Here is a 17,816-nt window from a genome sequence, read left to right on the forward strand (position 1 = left end):
GTCGCCGACCGTCGAAGGCGGAACGCCTGGGGCGCGTCAGCAGGCCCGCTGGAGGGCCCGGGGCGCCCTCCGCCTTCGGTCCGGTGCGAGAGAGCCCTGTGGGGCCCTTGGGGGCCTTTCTGAGGGCAGCCCGAGGGGCCGCTGTCCCCATCGGGAAAGCGGCCCTCTCGAAAGCGCCGGGGCGGCCGCGCGCGGGCGGCGGCCGAGTCGGCTCAGAGCACGCGCACCGCGCCCGTCGCCGGGTAGCCGGACAGATCCTGGATGACGACGCCCTTCGAGGGGTTCGCCGCGTCGAGGTACTGGCCGTCGCCGATGTAGACACCGACGTGGTACGCGGAGCCCTTGGCACCCCAGTACAGGATGTCGCCGACCTGCAGGTTGGAGAGCGAGACCTCGGTGCCCTGCATCGACTGGTCCTGCGAGACCCGGGGAAGGTCCACGCCGACCTGCTTGAACGCGGCCTGCACCAGCGAGGAGCAGTCCCACGCGTTGGGGCCCGTGGCACCCATGACGTAGGCGTCGCCGAGCTGCGCCTTGAGGAAGCCGATCACCGTGCCGACGCTGCCGGTGGCCGGCGCCGTCGTGGTGGTCGTGGTGGTCGACGAGTTGGTCGTGAGAGTGGTCCGCTCACTGTCGCGTGCGGCACGCTCGGCCTCGGCCTTGCGCTCGGCCTCGGCGGCGGCCTTCTTGCGGGCCTCTTCCTTCTTCGCCTTGACCAGGTCCTTCTCGGCCTGCTTGGCAGCCTGTTCGGCGGCCGTCTCGCGCTCGGCCTGCAACTGGTAGTCGGCCGCCATCGCCTGCGTGGCGTCCGCCGACTGCGCGGCCTGCGTGGCCAGGTCGGCCGTGAGGGTGGGCAGTTCGAGCGTCTGCGTCACCGGCTCCGCGGCGAAGGCCGACGTGGACGCGCCGGCCACAGCCACGGTGCTGAGAACGCCACCGGCGACTCCGGCGCGCATCGCGATCGAGGACGCGTTGCGGCGGGGTTTCCGGTGGCTGCGTATGTGAGCGGTGTGGGACATGGGTACAAGCGGTACCAGCGACTCCTCCATACCTTCAAGAAACGTGTGCTGCGCCACAGTTGTTCAACGGAGGCCCCAAATTCCCTGTGCGTCACTCTTTATTGACGCCGTAACGGGCAAAGCGGACACGGTCTGTCATGCCTGTGATCATGCGCTTTCGTGAATACGCCCGAATTGCCCTGTGCTTACCATCGATCGCAGCGAGTGGCCAAGGCCCGCTGATTTGATCTCGCTCCGATGTGGCGCAGGTCACGGAACGGTCACCCGTCCGCCCGGCGTCCCGCGCGGGAGCGCCCCTCCTCGCCTCCTCCTCGCCGCTCGTGAACGCGTGCACGCGTCCACATCGGCCGCCGGACTCCCTCCGGGGTGTGAACGCCGCGCACTATCAATCGACCCCGTCCAGCGCCAATTTGCATGCAGCGGAATTCTCTTGATATGGAGACGACCCGCGTGACCAGCGGTAACGCGCGAAAATGTCACTTCTGGTGATCAGTCTGGCGCTTCGTGTATGAAGATCGACGCTCATCCGACTTCATGATCCTTCGTCAGGTGGTGGAGATCACAAACTCGGTGCCGCACCCGTGTCGCAGATCACAGACCGGCAGGCATAGGATGCGGGGCAGTTGGGCTTGTGACCTGCTTCACATGTTCGCGATCTTCGCCGGGACGGGCGGGGCTCGTGGGGCCGGTGGGGCGGGAGAGCAGGGCCCACGCCATCCGCCAGCAGTCAGTGCCGACTGAGAGGAGCGAGGAGCGGTGAACGCTTATGCGCCCATCCTCGTACTGGGAGCCCTCGGGGCAGGCTTTGCGATCTTCTCCGTGATCATGGCCTCGCTGATCGGCCCGAAGCGCTACAACCGGGCCAAGCTAGAGGCTTACGAGTGCGGTATCGAGCCCACCCCCACGCCGGCCGGCGGCGGGCGTTTCCCCATCAAGTACTACCTGACGGCGATGCTCTTCATCGTCTTCGACATCGAGATCGTCTTCCTCTACCCCTGGGCCGTCACCTTCGACGCCCTGGGTGTTTTCGGGCTCGTGGAGATGCTGCTCTTCGTGCTCACCGTCTTCGTCGCCTACGCGTACGTCTGGCGGCGCGGCGGCCTGGAATGGGACTGAGGGGCCTTTAACCATGGGACTCGAAGAGAAACTGCCGAGCGGTTTCCTGCTGACCACCGTCGAGCAGGCCGCGGGCTGGGTACGCAAGGCGTCCGTCTTCCCCGCCACCTTCGGCCTCGCCTGTTGTGCCATCGAGATGATGACCACGGGCGCGGGCCGCTACGACCTGGCGCGCTTCGGCATGGAGGTGTTCCGGGGCTCGCCGCGCCAGGCGGACCTGATGATCGTCGCCGGCCGGGTCAGCCAGAAGATGGCGCCGGTGCTGCGGCAGGTCTACGACCAGATGCCGAATCCCAAGTGGGTGATCTCCATGGGGGTCTGCGCGTCGTCCGGCGGCATGTTCAACAACTACGCGATCGTCCAGGGCGTCGACCACATCGTCCCGGTCGACATCTATCTCCCCGGCTGCCCGCCACGGCCCGAGATGCTGATGGACGCGATCCTCAAGCTCCACCAGAAGATCCAGACGTCCAAGCTCGGCGTGAACGCCGAGGAAGCGGCCCGCGAGGCGGAGGAAGCGGCCCTCAAGGCGCTCCCCACCATCGAGATGAAGGGGCTGCTGCGATGAGCGACGCGAACGGCAAGAACGGTACGGGCGGTCCGGGCGCCTCGAACGGCTCGAACGGGGTGAACCCCGAGAAGGACCTCGCCGCCTCCAACCTCCCCGGCCAGCGCGGCGACGGCGGTGAGGAGATCCGCGTCCAGCGCGGCATGTTCGGCGCCAACAACGGCGGCGACACCTCCGGCTACGGCGGCCTCGTCCGCTCCATCCGCCTCCCAGGCTCGGCGAGCCGCCCCTACGGCGGCTGGTTCGACGAGGTCGCCGACGAACTGGAAGGCGCCCTGGAGGAGCAGGGCCTCGTCCCCGAGAACGTGATCGACAGGACCGTCGTCGACCGGGGCGAGATCACCTTCCACATCGAGCGCGAGCACCTGCCGCGCGTCGCCCGGACCCTCCGCGACGACCCGGCCCTCCGCTTCGAACTGTGCACCGGCGTCTCCGGCGTCCACTACCCCGGCGACAAGGGCCGCGAGCTGCACGCCGTCTACCACCTGCGCTCGATCACCCACAACCGGCTGATCCGCCTGGAGGTCTCCGCCCCCGACGCCGACCCGCACATCCCGTCGCTCGTCCCGGTCTACCCGACCAACGACTGGCACGAGCGCGAGACGTACGACTTCTTCGGCATCGTCTTCGACGGCCACCCCGCGCTGACGCGGATCATGATGCCGGACGACTGGCAGGGCTTCCCGCAACGCAAGGACTACCCCCTCGGCGGCATCCCCGTCGAGTACAAGGGCGCCCAGATCCCGGCTCCGGACCAGCGGAGGTCGTACGCATGAGCACATCGCACGCAACTCCGCGCGAGACCACCGAGGGCACCGTCTACACGGTCACCGGCGGCGACTGGGACGAGGTCGCCGAGACCGCGGCCAGGTCCGACGACGAGCGCATCATCGTCAACATGGGCCCCCAGCACCCGTCCACCCACGGTGTGCTCCGGCTCATCCTGGAGATCGACGGCGAGACCGTCACCGAGGCCCGCTGCGGCATCGGCTACCTCCACACCGGCATCGAGAAGAACCTCGAATACCGCACGTGGACCCAGGGCACCACGTTCGTGACGCGCATGGACTACCTGACGCCGTTCTTCAACGAGACGGCGTACTGCCTCGCCGTGGAGAAACTCCTCGGCATCGAGGACCAGATCCCGGACCGCGCCTCGATCATCCGCGTGCTCCTGATGGAGCTGAACCGGCTCTCCTCCCACCTGGTGTGCATCGCCACCGGCGGCATGGAGCTGGGCGCCACCACGATCATGATCTACGGCTTCCGTGATCGTGAACTCATTCTCGACATCTACGAGCTGATCACCGGCCTGCGCATGAACCACGCGTACATCCGGCCCGGCGGACTCGCCCAGGACCTGCCGCCCGGCGCGGTGGACCAGATCCGCGAGTTCGTGAAGAAGATGCAGAAGAACCTGCCCGAGTACGACAAGCTCGCCACCGGGAACCCCATCTTCAAGGCACGTATGCAGGACGTCGGCTATCTCGACCTGTCCGGCTGCATGGCCCTCGGCGCCACCGGCCCGATCCTGCGCTCCGCCGGCCTCCCGCACGACCTGCGCAAGGCGCAGCCGTACTGCGGGTACGAGACGTACGACTTCGACGTCCCGACCGCCGACACCTGCGACTCCTACGGCCGCTTCCTGATCCGCCTCGAAGAGATGCGCCAGTCCCTGCGGATCGTCGAACAGTGCCTGGACCGGCTGCAGCCCGGCCCGGTCATGGTCACCGACAAGAAGATCGCCTGGCCCGCCCAGCTCGCCCTGGGACCGGACGGACTCGGCAACTCCCTGGACCACATCAAGAAGATCATGGGCACCTCCATGGAGGCCCTGATCCACCACTTCAAGCTGGTGACCGAGGGCTTCCGCGTCCCGCCGGGACAGGCGTACGCGGCGGTCGAGTCGCCCAAGGGCGAACTCGGGGTGCACGTCGTCTCCGACGGAGGCACCCGCCCCTTCCGGGTCCACTTCCGCGACCCGTCCTTCACCAATCTGCAGGCCATGGCGGCGATGTGCGAGGGCGGCCAGGTCGCCGACGTCATCGTCGCCGTCGCGTCCATCGACCCCGTGATGGGAGGCGTCGACCGGTGACCACCACCCCCGAGGGCGTCAGCCTGGGCATGCCCCAACTGCCCGCGCCCGACTACCCGGACGACGTTCGAGCCCGGCTGGAGCGGGACGCGGCCGACGTCATCGCCCGCTACCCGGACTCCCGGTCCGCCCTGCTGCCGTTGCTGCATCTCGTGCAGTCGGAGGAGGGCCATGTCACCCGCACCGGCATGCGGTTCTGCGCCGAGGTGCTCGGCCTGACCACGGCCGAGGTCACCGCGGTCGCCACCTTCTACTCCATGTACCGGCGCAAGCCGTCCGGGGACTACCAGGTGGGCGTCTGCACCAACACCCTGTGCGCGGTGATGGGCGGCGACGCGATCTTCGAGGCGCTGCAGGACCACCTCGGTGTGGGCAACGGCGAGACCACCGGCGACGGCAAGGTCACCCTGGAGCACATCGAGTGCAACGCGGCCTGCGACTTCGCGCCGGTCGTGATGGTCAACTGGGAGTTCTTCGACAACCAGACCGTCGACAGCGCCAAGCGTCTCGTCGACGACCTGCGCGCGGGGGCCGAGGTCGAGCCCACGCGCGGGGCGCCGCTGTGCACCTTCAAGGAGACCGCGCGGATTCTCGCCGGCTTCCCCGACGAGCGGCCAGGGGCCGTCGAGGCAAGCGGCGGTGCGGGACCCGCCTCACTGGTCGGTCTTCGCCTGGCAAGGGGAGAGACCGGACCCGCGCGCGTGGTCCATCCGCGGGACGGCGGCCCGCACGACGAGCCGCAGGACAAGGTGCACAAGCCGTCACCCGCCGAACATCTCAGCTCGCACGACGCGCCGCAGGACACGTCGGCCTCGGACCCGGCCCACCCGGCAGGGCCTACCGCCGAGGAGGGGGAGTGATGACGTTGGCACCCGAGATCAAGGGCACCAGCCCGGAGAAACTGCTCGCACCCGTGCTGTCGGCCTTCTGGGACGAGGACAGGCCATGGTCGCTCGACGTCTACCGAAGGCACGAGGGGTACGAGGGGCTGCGCAAGGCGCTGGCCATGTCACCGGACGACGTCATCGCGTACGTCAAGGAGTCCGGGCTGCGCGGCCGGGGCGGCGCGGGATTCCCGACCGGAATGAAATGGCAGTTCATTCCTCAGGGTGATGGAAAACCACATTATCTAGTTGTCAATGCCGACGAGTCGGAGCCCGGAACGTGCAAGGACATTCCGCTCCTCTTCGCGAACCCGCATAGCCTCATCGAGGGCATTGTCATCGCCTGTTATGCCATCAGGTCTTCGCATGCCTTCATCTATCTGCGTGGTGAAGTCGTCCCGGTCCTGCGGCGGTTGCACGAGGCCGTACGTGAGGCCTACGAGGCCGGCTTCCTCGGCGAGAACATCCTCGGCAGCGGACTCGACCTCCAGCTCACCGTGCACGCCGGCGCCGGCGCGTACATCTGCGGTGAGGAGACCGCACTGCTCGACTCGCTCGAAGGCCGCCGTGGTCAACCGCGGCTGCGTCCCCCCTTCCCTGCTGTCGAGGGCCTCTACGCGTGCCCGACTGTCGTGAATAACGTCGAATCCATCGCGTCAGTTCCCGCCATCATGCAAAAGGGCAAGGAATGGTTCAGGTCGATGGGCAGCGAGAAGTCCCCCGGCTTCACGCTCTACTCGCTCAGCGGCCATGTCGCGAGCCCCGGCCAGTACGAGGCGCCGCTCGGCATCACGCTCCGTCAGCTCCTGGAGATGAGCGGCGGCATGCGACCCGGGCATCGCCTCAAGTTCTGGACGCCGGGCGGCTCCTCGACCCCGATGTTCACCGACGAGCACCTCGACGTCCCTCTCGACTACGAAGGAGTGGGCGCCGCGGGTTCCATGCTCGGCACGAAAGCACTCCAGTGCTTCGACGAGACGACCTGCGTCGTACGGGCCGTCACCCGCTGGACCGAGTTCTACGCCCATGAGTCCTGCGGCAAGTGCACCCCCTGCCGCGAAGGCACCTACTGGCTCGTGCAGTTGTTGCGTGACATCGAGGCCGGCAAGGGCGTCATGAGCGACCTCGACAAGCTGAACGACATCGCCGACAACATCAACGGCAAGTCGTTCTGCGCCCTCGGCGACGGCGCCGCCTCGCCGATCTTCTCCTCCCTCAAGTACTTCCGCGCGGAGTACGAGGACCACATCACGGGCCGGGGCTGCCCCTTCGACCCGGCCAGGTCGACCGCCTGGGCCGACAAGGACAAGCACGCGGAGGTGAACGCATGACCGTGACCACCAGCGCTCCCTCCGGAGGCGGGGAGGCGGCGGTCCCGCCGGAGGATCTCGTCTCGCTGAAGATCGACGGCGTCGACATCAGCGTGCCCAAGGGCACCCTGGTCATCCGGGCCGCCGAACAGCTCGGCATCGAGATCCCCCGCTTCTGCGACCACCCCCTCCTCGACCCCGTCGGCGCCTGCCGCCAGTGCATCGTCGAGGTCGAGGGCCAGCGCAAGCCCATGGCGTCCTGCACGATCACCTGTACGGACGGGATGGTCGTCAAGACTCATCTGACCTCGCCGGTCGCGGAGAAGGCCCAGAAGGGTGTGATGGAGCTCCTGCTCATCAACCACCCGCTGGACTGCCCGGTCTGCGACAAGGGCGGCGAGTGCCCCCTGCAGAACCAGGCCATGTCGCACGGCCACTCCGAGTCCCGCTTCGAGGGCCGCAAGCGCACCTACGAGAAGCCGGTCCCGATCTCCACCCAGGTGCTGCTCGACCGCGAGCGGTGCGTGCTGTGCGCCCGCTGCACCCGCTTCTCCAACCAGGTCGCGGGCGACCCGATGATCGAACTGGTCGAGCGGGGCGCCCTCCAGCAGGTCGGCACCGGCGAGGGCGACCCCTTCGAGTCGTACTTCTCCGGCAACACCATCCAGATCTGCCCCGTCGGCGCGCTGACCTCGGCGGCGTACCGATTCCGCTCCCGCCCCTTCGACCTCGTCTCCTCGCCGTCCGTCTGCGAGCACTGCTCCGGCGGCTGCGCGACCCGCACCGACCACCGGCGCGGCAAGGTCATGCGGCGCCTCGCGGCCAACGACCCCGAGGTCAACGAGGAGTGGATCTGCGACAAGGGGCGATTCGCGTTCCGGTACGCGCAGCGCCCGGACCGGCTGACCACCCCGCTCGTCCGCAACGCCGACGGCGTCCTGGAGACCGCGTCCTGGCCGGAGGCCCTGGAAGCGGCCGCCCGAGGCCTGCTCGCCGCGCGCGGCAGGGCCGGTGTCCTGACCGGCGGCCGGCTCACCGTCGAGGACGCCTACGCGTACAGCAAGTTCGCGCGCGTGGCCCTCGACACCAACGACATCGACTTCCGCGCGCGCGTGCACAGCGGCGAGGAGGCCGACTTCCTGGCCGCCCGGGTCGCCGGACGCGGCCGCGACCTCGACGGTACGGGCGTCACGTACGCCGCCCTGGAGAAGGCGCCCGCGGTCCTGCTGGTCGGGTTCGAGGCGGAGGAGGAGGCGCCCGGCGTCTTCCTCAGGCTCCGCAAGGCCTGGCGGGGGCACAAGCAGCGGGTGTTCTCGCTGGCCACCCACGCCACCCGGGGCCTCACGAAGGCGGGCGGCACGCTGCTGCCCGCCGCGCCCGGCACCGAGACCGAGTGGCTGGACGCCCTCGCGAGCGGCTTCGGTCTCGACGACGACGGCACCAGGGCCGCCGAGGCGCTGCGCGCCGACGGCGCGGTGATCGTCGTCGGGGAGCGGTTCGCCGCCGTGGCGGGCGGACTCACCGCCGCCGTCCGGGCCGCGTCCCTGACCGGCGCGAAGCTGGTGTGGATCCCGCGCCGGGCCGGTGAGCGCGCCGCCGTCGAGGCGGGCGCCCTGCCGTCGGTGCTGCCGGGCGGCCGTCCGGCGACCGACCCGCGCGCGCGGGAGGAGGTCGCCGCCGCCTGGGGCGTCGCCGAACTCCCCGCGCGGTACGGCCGGGACACCGGGCAGATCGTCGAGGCCGCCGCCACCGGAGAGCTCGGGGCCCTGGTGGTGGCGGGTGTGGAACTCGCCGATCTGCCCGATCCGGCACGCGCGCGTGAGGCACTGTCCGCGGTCGGCTTCCTGGTCTCGCTGGAACTGCGGCCCAGCGAGGTCACCGACCGGGCCGACGTCGTCCTTCCGGTCGCCGCCGTCGCCGAGAAGGCGGGCACCTTCGTCAACTGGGAAGGCCGCGTGCGGATGTTCGAGGCCGCGCTGAAGCCCGACCAGATGACCCGCCGGGTGGCACCCACCGACGGCCGGGTCCTGCAGATGCTGGCCGACGCCATGGACGTCCACCTGGGGCTGCCCGATCTGCGCACCACGCGCGCGGAGCTGGACCGCCTCGGCGCGTGGGACGGGGCGCGGGCCACCGAGCCGGTGGAGGTCGCGGCCTCCCTGCCGAGGCCCGCCGCCGGGGAAGCCGTCCTGGCCGGGCACCGACTGCTGCTCGACCAGGGGCGCCTCCAGGACGGCGACGACGCGCTCGCCGGGACCCGGCACGCCGCCCACGCGCGCGTGTCCGCCGCCACGGCCGCCGAGGCCGGCGTCAAGAACGGCGACACCCTCGCGGTCACCGGCCCCGCCGGAGTCGTCGAACTGCCGCTGCTGATCACCGAGATGCCCGACCGCGTGGTCTGGCTGCCGCTGAACTCCACCGGCTCGGGCGTCGCCTCCGACACCGGGGCACAGCCCGGCGCACTCGTCCGTATCGGCCCCGCGACGCTCGCCGCCGAGGCCCCCGAGGAGGTGGAGGCATGAGCGCGTACTACCTCGCCGCTGAGGACCTCTCGATGTTCGGCCGGGACCCCTGGTGGCTGGTCGTCGTCAAGGCGGTGTTCTGCTTCGCCTTCCTGATGATCACCGTGCTGTTCTCCATCGTGTGGGAACGCAAGGTCGTCGCCTGGATGCAGCTGCGCATCGGCCCCAACCGGCACGGCCCCTGGGGCATGCTCCAGTCGCTCGCCGACGGCATCAAGCTGATGCTCAAGGAAGACGTCATCGTCAAACGCGCGGACAAGGTCGTCTACGTCCTCGCGCCGATCGTCGCCGCCATCCCGGCGTTCATGGCGATCGCGGTGATTCCCTTCGGCCCCGCCGGCAACGAGGTCTCGATCTTCGGCCAGCGCACCACGATGCAGCTCACCGACCTGCCCATCGCGATGCTCTACATCCTCGCGGTCGCCTCGGTCGGCATCTACGGCATCGTCCTCGCGGGCTGGAGCTCCGGATCCACCTACCCGCTGCTCGGCGGCCTCCGCTCCGCCGCGCAGATGATCTCGTACGAGATCGCCATGGGCGCCGCGTTCGCCTCGGTCTTCCTCTACTCCGGGTCGATGTCGACGTCGGCGATCGTGGAGGCGCAGCAGGACCGCTGGTACATCGTGCTGCTGCCGGTCTCGTTCGTGATCTATATCGTGACCATGGTCGGCGAGACCAACCGCGCCCCGTTCGACATGCCGGAGTCCGAGGGCGACCTGGTCGGCGGCTTCAACACCGAGTACTCGTCGATCAAGTTCGCGATGTTCATGCTCGCCGAGTACGTCAACATGGTGACCGTCTCGGCCGTGTCGGTGACGCTCTTCCTCGGCGGCTGGCGGGCCCCCTGGCCCATCAGCACCTTCTGGGAGGGCGCCAACCACGGCTGGTGGCCGATGCTCTGGTTCGTGGTGAAGGTGCAGCTGCTGCTGTTCTTCTTCATCTGGCTGCGCGGCACCCTCCCGCGCGTCCGCTACGACCAGCTGATGAAGCTCGGCTGGAAGGTCCTCCTTCCGGTCTCCGTGGTCTGGCTGATGCTCGTCGCGACCGTACGGACCCTCCGCAACGAGAACTACGACTTCGCCGAGATCGCCCTGTACGTCGCCGGCGCCGTCATCGTGCTGTTCCTGCTCTCGGTCGTCGCGGACATGTTCCGCGACCGGCGCGAGGCACAGGAACAGCCCGCCGAACCCGCCGGATTCGACCCGATGGCCGGTGGATTCCCCGTACCGCCCCTGCCCGGACAGACCCTCCCACCGGTGCCGCGCAGGCGTCCGCGCCGGGAGCGGGAGCTGATTGTCAGTGGTGGGTCCGATACTGACAGTGACGGATCTTCGAATGGGAGGGAGGCGTCCGATGGCTGAGGAGCCGAAAGAGAACAAGCAGGGTTTCCAGAACCCCGTCGCCGGCTTCGGCGTGACCTTCAAGGCCATGTTCAAGAAGCGGCTGACCGAGCAGTATCCGGAGCAGCAGAAGACCACGGCCCCGCGGTTCCACGGCCGGCACCAGCTCAACCGCCATCCGGACGGCCTGGAGAAGTGCGTCGGATGCGAGCTGTGCGCCTGGGCCTGCCCCGCCGACGCCATCTACGTGGAGGGCGCCGACAACACGGACGAGGAGCGCTACTCCCCGGGCGAGCGGTACGGCGCCGTCTACCAGATCAACTACGCCCGCTGCATCCTGTGCGGCCTGTGCATCGAGGCGTGCCCCACGCGCGCGCTCACGATGACCAACGAGTTCGAGCTGGCCGACTCCAGCCGCGCCAACCTCATCTACACCAAGGAGCAACTGCTCGCCGGTCTGGAGGAGGGCATGGTCGACTCGCCCCACTCGATCTTCCCGGGCACCGACGAACAGGACTACTACCGGGGGCTGGTCACCGAGGCCGCGCCCGGCACGGTGCGCCAGGTCGCCGTCTCCAAGGGTGAGAAGCCGCAGGACGAGGGGGTGGACGCATGAGCGCGCAGCTCGCCGCCTACACCACCTCCACCGGTGAGGCCTTCCAGTTCTGGGTGCTCGGCACGGTCGCCGTGGTCGGGGCCCTGTGCACCGTCTTCATGAAGAGGGCCGTGCACAGCGCGCTCTGCCTCGCCGGCACCATGATCATCCTGGCGGTGTTCTACCTCGCCAACGGCGCCTACTTCCTGGGCATCGTGCAGATCGTCGTCTACACCGGCGCGATCATGATGCTGTTCCTGTTCGTGGTGATGCTCGTCGGTGTCACCGCGGCGGACTCCCTGAAGGAGACCATCAAGGGCCAGCGCTGGCTGGCCCTCCTGTGCGGCCTCGGCTTCGGCATCCTGCTGATCGCGGGCATCGGCAACGCCTCACTGACGGAGTTCAACGGCCTCGGCACGGCGAACGCGGGCGGCAATGTGGAGGGCCTCGCGGCCCTGATCTTCACCGACTACGTGTTCGCCTTCGAACTCACCGGCGCCCTCCTCATCACGGCCGCCGTCGGCGCCATGGTCCTCACCCACCGCGAGCGCACCGAGCGCGCCAAGACCCAGCGCGAGCTGGCGGAGGAGCGCGTACGCGAGGGCAAGCACCTCCCGCCGCTCCCGGCCCCCGGTGTCTACGCCCGGCACAACGCGGTCGACATCCCGGGCCTGCTGCCCGACGGCACCCCGTCCGATCTGACCGTCAGCAAGACCCTGCGGGACCGGGGCCAGGTCCGCGATGTGTCGGCCGAGGCGCTGAGCGACCTCAAGGCCCTGGAACAGCGCGCCGAGGACCGCCTGGAGCGCACCAACAGCGGGAACGGCCCCAAGCGCGGGGAGGCATCGAAGTGAATCCCGTCAACTATCTGTATCTCGCCGCCCTGCTGTTCACGATCGGCGCCACCGGCGTCCTGATCAGGCGGAACGCGATCGTGGTGTTCATGTGCGTCGAGCTGATGCTCAACGCCTGCAACCTCGCCCTGGTCGCCTTCTCCCGGATGCACGGCAATCTCGACGGCCAGATCATCGCCTTCTTCACGATGGTCGTCGCCGCCGCGGAGGTCGTGGTCGGACTCGCGATCATCGTGTCGCTGTTCCGGTCCCGCCACTCGGCCTCGGTCGACGACGCCAGCCTGATGAAGCTGTAAGGGGTCGGAAGAATCGTGGAGAACCTGATTGCGCTGCTCGTCGCGGCGCCCCTGCTCGGAGCGGCGGTCCTGCTGTGCGGCGGCCGGCGCCTCGACGCCGTCGGTCACCTGATCGGTACGGCCCTCGCCGCCGCCTCCTTCGTCATCGGCGTCGTCCTCTTCGCCGACATGCTCGGCAAGGACGCCGAACACCGCGCGATGGGCCAGTACCTGTTCAGCTGGATCCCCGTCGAGGGATTCCAGGCGGACGTCGCCTTCCAGCTCGACCAGCTGTCGATGACGTTCGTCCTGCTGATCACCGGAGTCGGCTCGCTCATCCATGTGTACTCCATCGGGTACATGGAGCACGACGAGCGCCGACGCCGCTTCTTCGGCTATCTGAACCTGTTCCTCGCGGCGATGCTGCTGCTCGTCCTCGCCGACAACTACCTGCTGCTGTACGTCGGCTGGGAGGGCGTCGGCCTCGCCTCGTACCTGCTGATCGGCTTCTGGCAGCACAAGCCCAGCGCCGCCACCGCCGCGAAGAAGGCCTTCCTGGTCAACCGCGTCGGCGACGTGGGCCTGTCCATCGCCATCATGCTGATGTTCACCACCTTCGGGACCTTCGCCTTCGGGGCGGTCGGCGAGACGAGCGAGGGCACACTCACCGCCATCGCGCTGATGCTGCTGCTGGCCGCCTGCGGCAAGTCCGCCCAGGTGCCGCTGCAGTCCTGGCTCGGGGACGCGATGGAGGGCCCGACCCCGGTCTCGGCCCTCATCCACGCCGCGACCATGGTGACCGCCGGCGTCTATCTGATCGTCCGCTCCGCCGACATCTTCAACGCCTCGCCGGACGCCCAGCTCGTCACCACCGTCGTGGGCGCGGTCACGCTCCTCTTCGGTGCGATCGTCGGTTGCGCCAAGGACGACATCAAGAAGGCCCTCGCCGGCTCGACGATGTCGCAGATCGGCTACATGGTGCTGGCCGCGGGCCTCGGCCCCATCGGCTACGTCTTCGCGATCATGCACCTGGTGACGCACGGCTTCTTCAAGGCCGGGCTCTTCCTCGGCGCCGGTTCGGTCATGCACGGCATGAACGACGAGGTCGACATGCGCAAATACGGCGGCCTGCGCACGTACATGCCGATCACCTTCGTCACCTTCGGCCTCGGCTACCTCGCCATCATCGGCTTCCCCGGCCTGTCCGGCTTCTTCTCCAAGGACAAGATCATCGAGGCGGCCTTCGCCAAGGGCGGCACCGAGGGCTGGATCCTCGGCGGCGTGGCCCTGCTGGGCGCGGCCCTCACCGCGTTCTACATGACGCGCGTGATGCTGATGACCTTCTTCGGCGAGAAGCGCTGGCAGCCCGACGAGCACGGCCACGAACCGCACCCGCACGAGTCGCCCAAGGTCATGACGATCCCCATGATCGTCCTGGCCGTCGGATCGGTCTTCGGCGGCGCCTACTTCAGCATCGGCGACCGGTTCATCCACTGGCTGGAGCCCGTCACCAAGCACGCGCACGGCCACCCGCCGATCAGCGCCCTGACGGTCACGATCTCCACGGTCGCCGTGATGGTCATCGGTGTCGGCCTCGCCTGGGCCCAGTACGGCCGCAAGCCCGTCCCCGTCGTCGCCCCGCGCGGATCGCTGCTCACCCGGGCCGCCCGGCGCGACCTCCTCCAGGACGACTTCAACCACGTCGTCCTCGTCCGCGGCGGAGAGCACCTCACGCGCTCCCTCGTCTACGTCGACCACACCCTGGTCGACGGCGTCGTCAACGGCACGGCGGCCTCGATGGGCGGCCTCTCCGGGCGGCTGCGCCGCATCCAGAACGGCTATGCCCGCTCGTACGCGGTCTCGATGTTCGGCGGCGCTGCGATCCTCATCGCCGCGACCCTGCTGATGAGGGCGGTCTGATACCGATGTCCTTTCCTCTGCTGACAGCGACGGCGGCGCTCCCGGCCCTCGGGGCGATCGCCACGGCCGCCGTACCGGCCCAGCGGCGCAACGCCGCGAAACTGCTGGCGCTGATCGTCTCGCTGGCCACGCTCGTGCTCGCCCTGATCGTCCTGGTCCGCTTCGACCCGGGCGGCGACCGCTACCAACTCACCGAGTCCCACGCCTGGATCGCGGACTTCGGGGTGCGGTACGAACTGGGCGTGGACGGCATCGCGGTGGCGCTCATCGCGCTCACCGCCCTGCTGATCCCGTTCATCATCCTCGCGGGCTGGCACGACGCCGACCCGCTGGAGACCGGAAACAAGCGGTGGCGGCCCACCCAGGGCTTCTTCGCCCTGATCCTGGCCGTCGAGGCGATGGTGATCATCTCCTTCGAGGCCACCGACGTCTTCCTCTTCTACATCTTCTTCGAAGCCATGCTCATCCCGATGTACTTCCTCATCGGCGGCTTCGGGGACCGTGCCCACGAGCACGGCGAGGAGACGGCGGCCACGCAACGCTCTTACGCCGCCGTGAAGTTCCTCCTCTACAACCTGGCCGGCGGTCTGATCATGCTGGCCGCGGTGATCGGCCTGTACGTGGTCGCCGGGAACTTCTCGCTCCCGGAGATCGCCGAGGCCCGCGCCAACGGCACGCTGGAGATGGCGACCAACACCGAACGATGGCTGTTCCTGGGCTTCTTCTTCGCCTTCGCGGTGAAGGCCCCGCTGTGGCCGCTGCACACCTGGCTGCCCAACGCCATGCAGGAGTCCACCGCCCCGGTCGCCGTCCTCATCACGGCCGTCGTCGACAAGGTCGGCACCTTCGCGATGCTCCGCTTCTGCCTCGGCCTCTTCCCGGAGGCCAGCAAGTGGGCGACGCCCGCGATCCTCGTCCTGGCGCTCATCAGCATCATCTACGGGGCGCTGCTCGCGGTCGGCCAGCGGGACATCAAGCGGCTGGTGGCGTACGCGTCGATCTCGCACTTCGGGTTCATCATCCTGGGCATCTTCGCGATGACCAGCCAGGGCCAGTCCGGCGCGACGCTCTACATGGTCAACCACGGGATCTCGACGGCCGCGCTGATGCTGGTGGCGGGCTTCCTGATCTCCCGGCGCGGGTCCCGGCTCATCGCCGACTACGGCGGAGTGCAGAAGGTCGCCCCGGTGCTGGCAGGCACGTTCCTGATCGGCGGCCTCGCGACCCTGTCACTGCCCGGACTCGCCCCGTTCGTCAGTGAGTTCCTGGTCCTGGTCGGCACGTTCGCGCGCTACCCGGTGGTCGGGATCATCGCCACCGTCGGCATCGTCCTCGCCGCGCTCTACGTCCTCGTCCTCTACCAGCGCACGATGACCGGCCCGGTGAAGGCCGAGGTCGAGGGCATGCCCGACCTGAGGGCGCGAGAACTGGTGGTGGTCGCCCCGCTGATCGTTCTGCTGATCTTCCTGGGCGTCTACCCGAAGCCGCTCACCGACATCGTCAACCCGGCGGTCGAGCACACCATGTCCGACGTCCAGAAGAAGGACCCCCAGCCCGAGGTGGAGGCGGCCAAGTGAGCGCATCAGCCGTCCACAGCCTGTGGACAACCGCGGCCGACCCGATCACCAAGATCGACGCGCCGAAGATCGAATACGGGCAATTGTCGCCCACGCTGATCGTCATCGGGGCGGCGATCATCGGGGTGCTGGTCGAGGCCTTCGTGCCCCGCAAGTCCCGCTACTACGTACAGGTGTTCGTCTCCGTCGTCGCCCTCGCCGCCTCCTTCGCCGCGGTCGTAGCCCTCGCGGCGGGCGGATACGGCACCACGAAGGCCGGCATCGCCGCCATGGGCGCCATCGCCGTGGACGGACCGGCCCTCTTCCTCCAGGGCACGATCCTCCTGGCCGGCATCCTCGGCGTCTTCACCTTCGCCGAACGCCGCCTCGACCCCGAGACACACGGCAACAAGGTCGACTCCTTCGCCGCACAGGCCGCGTCCGTGCCCGGCAGCGACAGCGAGAAGGCCGCCGTGAAGGCCGGGTTCGCCACCACCGAGGTGTTCCCGCTGCTGCTCTTCGCGATCGGCGGCATGCTGATCTTCCCGGCGGCCAACGATCTGTTGACCCTGTTCATCGCCCTGGAGGTCTTCTCCCTCCCGCTCTACCTGCTGTGCGCCGTGGCCCGCCGCAAGCGGCTCATGTCGCAGGAGGCCGCCGTCAAGTACTTCCTCCTCGGCGCCTTCGCCTCCGCCTTCACCCTCTTCGGCATCGCCCTGCTGTACGGCTACGCGGGCTCCGTGAAGTACGCGACGATCGCCCAGGTCGTCGACGGCACCATCGGCGACATCAACCCCGCCCTCGCCGACACCATGGGCAACGACGCGCTGCTCCTCATCGGCGCCGCTATGGTCGTCATGGGCCTGCTGTTCAAGGTCGGCGCGGTGCCGTTCCACATGTGGACGCCCGACGTCTACCAGGGCGCACCCACCCCGGTCACCGGCTTCATGGCCGCAGCGACCAAGGTGGCAGCCTTCGGCGCGCTGCTCAGGCTCCTGTACGTCGTCCTGCCCGGCCTGCGCTGGGACTGGCGGCCGGTGATGTGGGCCGTCGCCATCGTCACCATGCTGGGCGGCGCCATCGTCGCCATCACCCAGACCGACATCAAGCGCCTGCTCGCCTACTCGTCGATCGCCCACGCCGGCTTCATCCTCGCCGGTGTCATCGCGGCCTCGCCCGACGGCGTCTCGTCCGTGCTGTTCTATCTGGGCGCCTACTCGTTCGTGACGATCGGCGCGTTCGCCGTGGTCACGCTCGTGCGGGACGCGGGCGGCGAGGCGACCCATCTGTCCAAGTGGGCCGGGCTCGGCCGTAGATCACCGCTGGTGGCGGCCGTGTTCGCGGTCTTCCTGCTGGCCTTCGCGGGCATTCCGCTGACCTCCGGGTTCGCGGGCAAGTTCGCCGTGTTCAAGGCGGCGGCGGAGGGCGGCGCGGGCGCGATCGTCGTGGTCGGTGTGATCTCCTCGGCCATCGCCGCGTTCTTCTACATCCGCGTCATCGTGCTCATGTTCTTCAGCGAGCCCCGTCCCGAGGGCCCGACGGTCGCCGTGCCGTCGCCGCTGACCATGACCGCGATCGGCCTCGGTGTCGCCGTCACCCTGGTGCTCGGTGTCGCGCCGCAGTACTTCCTGGACCTGGCGGGGCAGGCGGGGGTGTTCGTGCGCTGACGCTCCGCTCCGCCCGCCGCGCGCCGGGTGACGGTACATACGACGGGGCCCGGCCTCCTCCCTGGGGGCCGGGCCCCGTCGTACGTACGAGCGAG

The 17,816-nt window shown here is 68.9% G+C and carries 15 protein-coding genes; 14 read left to right on the forward strand and 1 reads right to left on the reverse strand.

What is annotated here, in order from left to right; all coding sequences use genetic code 11:
• Positions 1-212 precede the first annotated feature (212 nt).
• Positions 213-1,049 (reverse strand): C40 family peptidase, encoded by an 837-nt coding sequence (locus tag ABT147_RS30435; RefSeq protein WP_351412014.1) that lies wholly within the window; start codon positions 1,047-1,049, stop codon positions 213-215.
• Positions 1,050-1,775: 726 nt separating this feature from the next.
• Here ABT147_RS30435 and ABT147_RS30440 point away from each other — a divergent pair.
• Genes ABT147_RS30440 through nuoN form a run of 14 tightly spaced genes read left to right on the forward strand, consistent with a single transcriptional unit; the run spans position 1,776 to position 17,721 of the window.
• Positions 1,776-2,135: an NADH-quinone oxidoreductase subunit A gene (locus tag ABT147_RS30440; protein ID WP_005476348.1), complete on the forward strand. Its 360-nt coding sequence runs from the start codon at positions 1,776-1,778 to the stop codon at positions 2,133-2,135.
• 13 nt (positions 2,136-2,148) lie between these two features.
• Complete coding sequence (locus ABT147_RS30445; RefSeq protein ID WP_003998928.1) at positions 2,149-2,703, forward strand: NuoB/complex I 20 kDa subunit family protein; 555 nt, start codon at positions 2,149-2,151, stop codon at positions 2,701-2,703.
• A complete protein-coding gene (locus tag ABT147_RS30450; protein WP_351412018.1) occupies positions 2,700-3,479 on the forward strand; it encodes an NADH-quinone oxidoreductase subunit C in 780 nt (259 codons plus the stop codon). Before ABT147_RS30445 ends, ABT147_RS30450 begins: the two co-directional genes overlap by 4 nt.
• On the forward strand, positions 3,476-4,798 hold the full coding sequence (locus ABT147_RS30455) for an NADH-quinone oxidoreductase subunit D (RefSeq protein WP_351412020.1): 1,323 nt from the start codon (positions 3,476-3,478) through the stop codon (positions 4,796-4,798). Before ABT147_RS30450 ends, ABT147_RS30455 begins: the two co-directional genes overlap by 4 nt.
• 29 nt (positions 4,799-4,827) lie before the next feature.
• A complete protein-coding gene (gene nuoE / locus ABT147_RS30460; protein WP_351412132.1) occupies positions 4,828-5,658 on the forward strand; it encodes an NADH-quinone oxidoreductase subunit NuoE in 831 nt (276 codons plus the stop codon).
• Positions 5,655-7,013, forward strand: coding sequence for an NADH-quinone oxidoreductase subunit NuoF (gene nuoF, locus ABT147_RS30465; RefSeq protein WP_152171104.1), 1,359 nt, complete (start codon positions 5,655-5,657; stop codon positions 7,011-7,013). The genes nuoE and nuoF overlap by 4 nt, the downstream gene beginning before the upstream one ends.
• Positions 7,010-9,514 (forward strand): NADH-quinone oxidoreductase subunit G, encoded by a 2,505-nt coding sequence (locus tag ABT147_RS30470; protein WP_351412023.1) that lies wholly within the window; start codon positions 7,010-7,012, stop codon positions 9,512-9,514. Before nuoF ends, ABT147_RS30470 begins: the two co-directional genes overlap by 4 nt.
• The gene (gene nuoH / locus ABT147_RS30475) at positions 9,511-10,875 is read left to right on the forward strand and encodes an NADH-quinone oxidoreductase subunit NuoH (protein ID WP_351412025.1); all 1,365 of its coding nucleotides are present in this window, start codon (positions 9,511-9,513) and stop codon (positions 10,873-10,875) included. Before ABT147_RS30470 ends, nuoH begins: the two co-directional genes overlap by 4 nt.
• Positions 10,868-11,470, forward strand: a complete 603-nt coding sequence (gene nuoI / locus ABT147_RS30480) for an NADH-quinone oxidoreductase subunit NuoI (protein WP_351412027.1) — start codon at positions 10,868-10,870, stop codon at positions 11,468-11,470. The genes nuoH and nuoI overlap by 8 nt, the downstream gene beginning before the upstream one ends.
• A complete protein-coding gene (locus tag ABT147_RS30485; RefSeq protein WP_351412029.1) occupies positions 11,467-12,303 on the forward strand; it encodes an NADH-quinone oxidoreductase subunit J in 837 nt (278 codons plus the stop codon). Before nuoI ends, ABT147_RS30485 begins: the two co-directional genes overlap by 4 nt.
• Positions 12,300-12,599, forward strand: coding sequence for an NADH-quinone oxidoreductase subunit NuoK (nuoK, locus tag ABT147_RS30490; protein WP_009310327.1), 300 nt, complete (start codon positions 12,300-12,302; stop codon positions 12,597-12,599). Before ABT147_RS30485 ends, nuoK begins: the two co-directional genes overlap by 4 nt.
• 15 nt (positions 12,600-12,614) lie before the next feature.
• Positions 12,615-14,498, forward strand: coding sequence for an NADH-quinone oxidoreductase subunit L (gene nuoL, locus ABT147_RS30495; protein ID WP_351412032.1), 1,884 nt, complete (start codon positions 12,615-12,617; stop codon positions 14,496-14,498).
• A 5-nt stretch (positions 14,499-14,503) separates the two neighbouring features.
• Positions 14,504-16,075, forward strand: coding sequence for an NADH-quinone oxidoreductase subunit M (locus ABT147_RS30500; RefSeq protein ID WP_351412034.1), 1,572 nt, complete (start codon positions 14,504-14,506; stop codon positions 16,073-16,075).
• On the forward strand, positions 16,072-17,721 hold the full coding sequence (gene nuoN, locus ABT147_RS30505; RefSeq protein WP_351412036.1) for an NADH-quinone oxidoreductase subunit NuoN: 1,650 nt from the start codon (positions 16,072-16,074) through the stop codon (positions 17,719-17,721). Before ABT147_RS30500 ends, nuoN begins: the two co-directional genes overlap by 4 nt.
• Positions 17,722-17,816 lie beyond the last annotated feature (95 nt).

The sequence above is a fragment of the Streptomyces sp. NPDC001868 genome (assembly GCF_040297125.1).
Classification (GTDB): Bacteria; Actinomycetota; Actinomycetes; order Streptomycetales; family Streptomycetaceae; genus Streptomyces.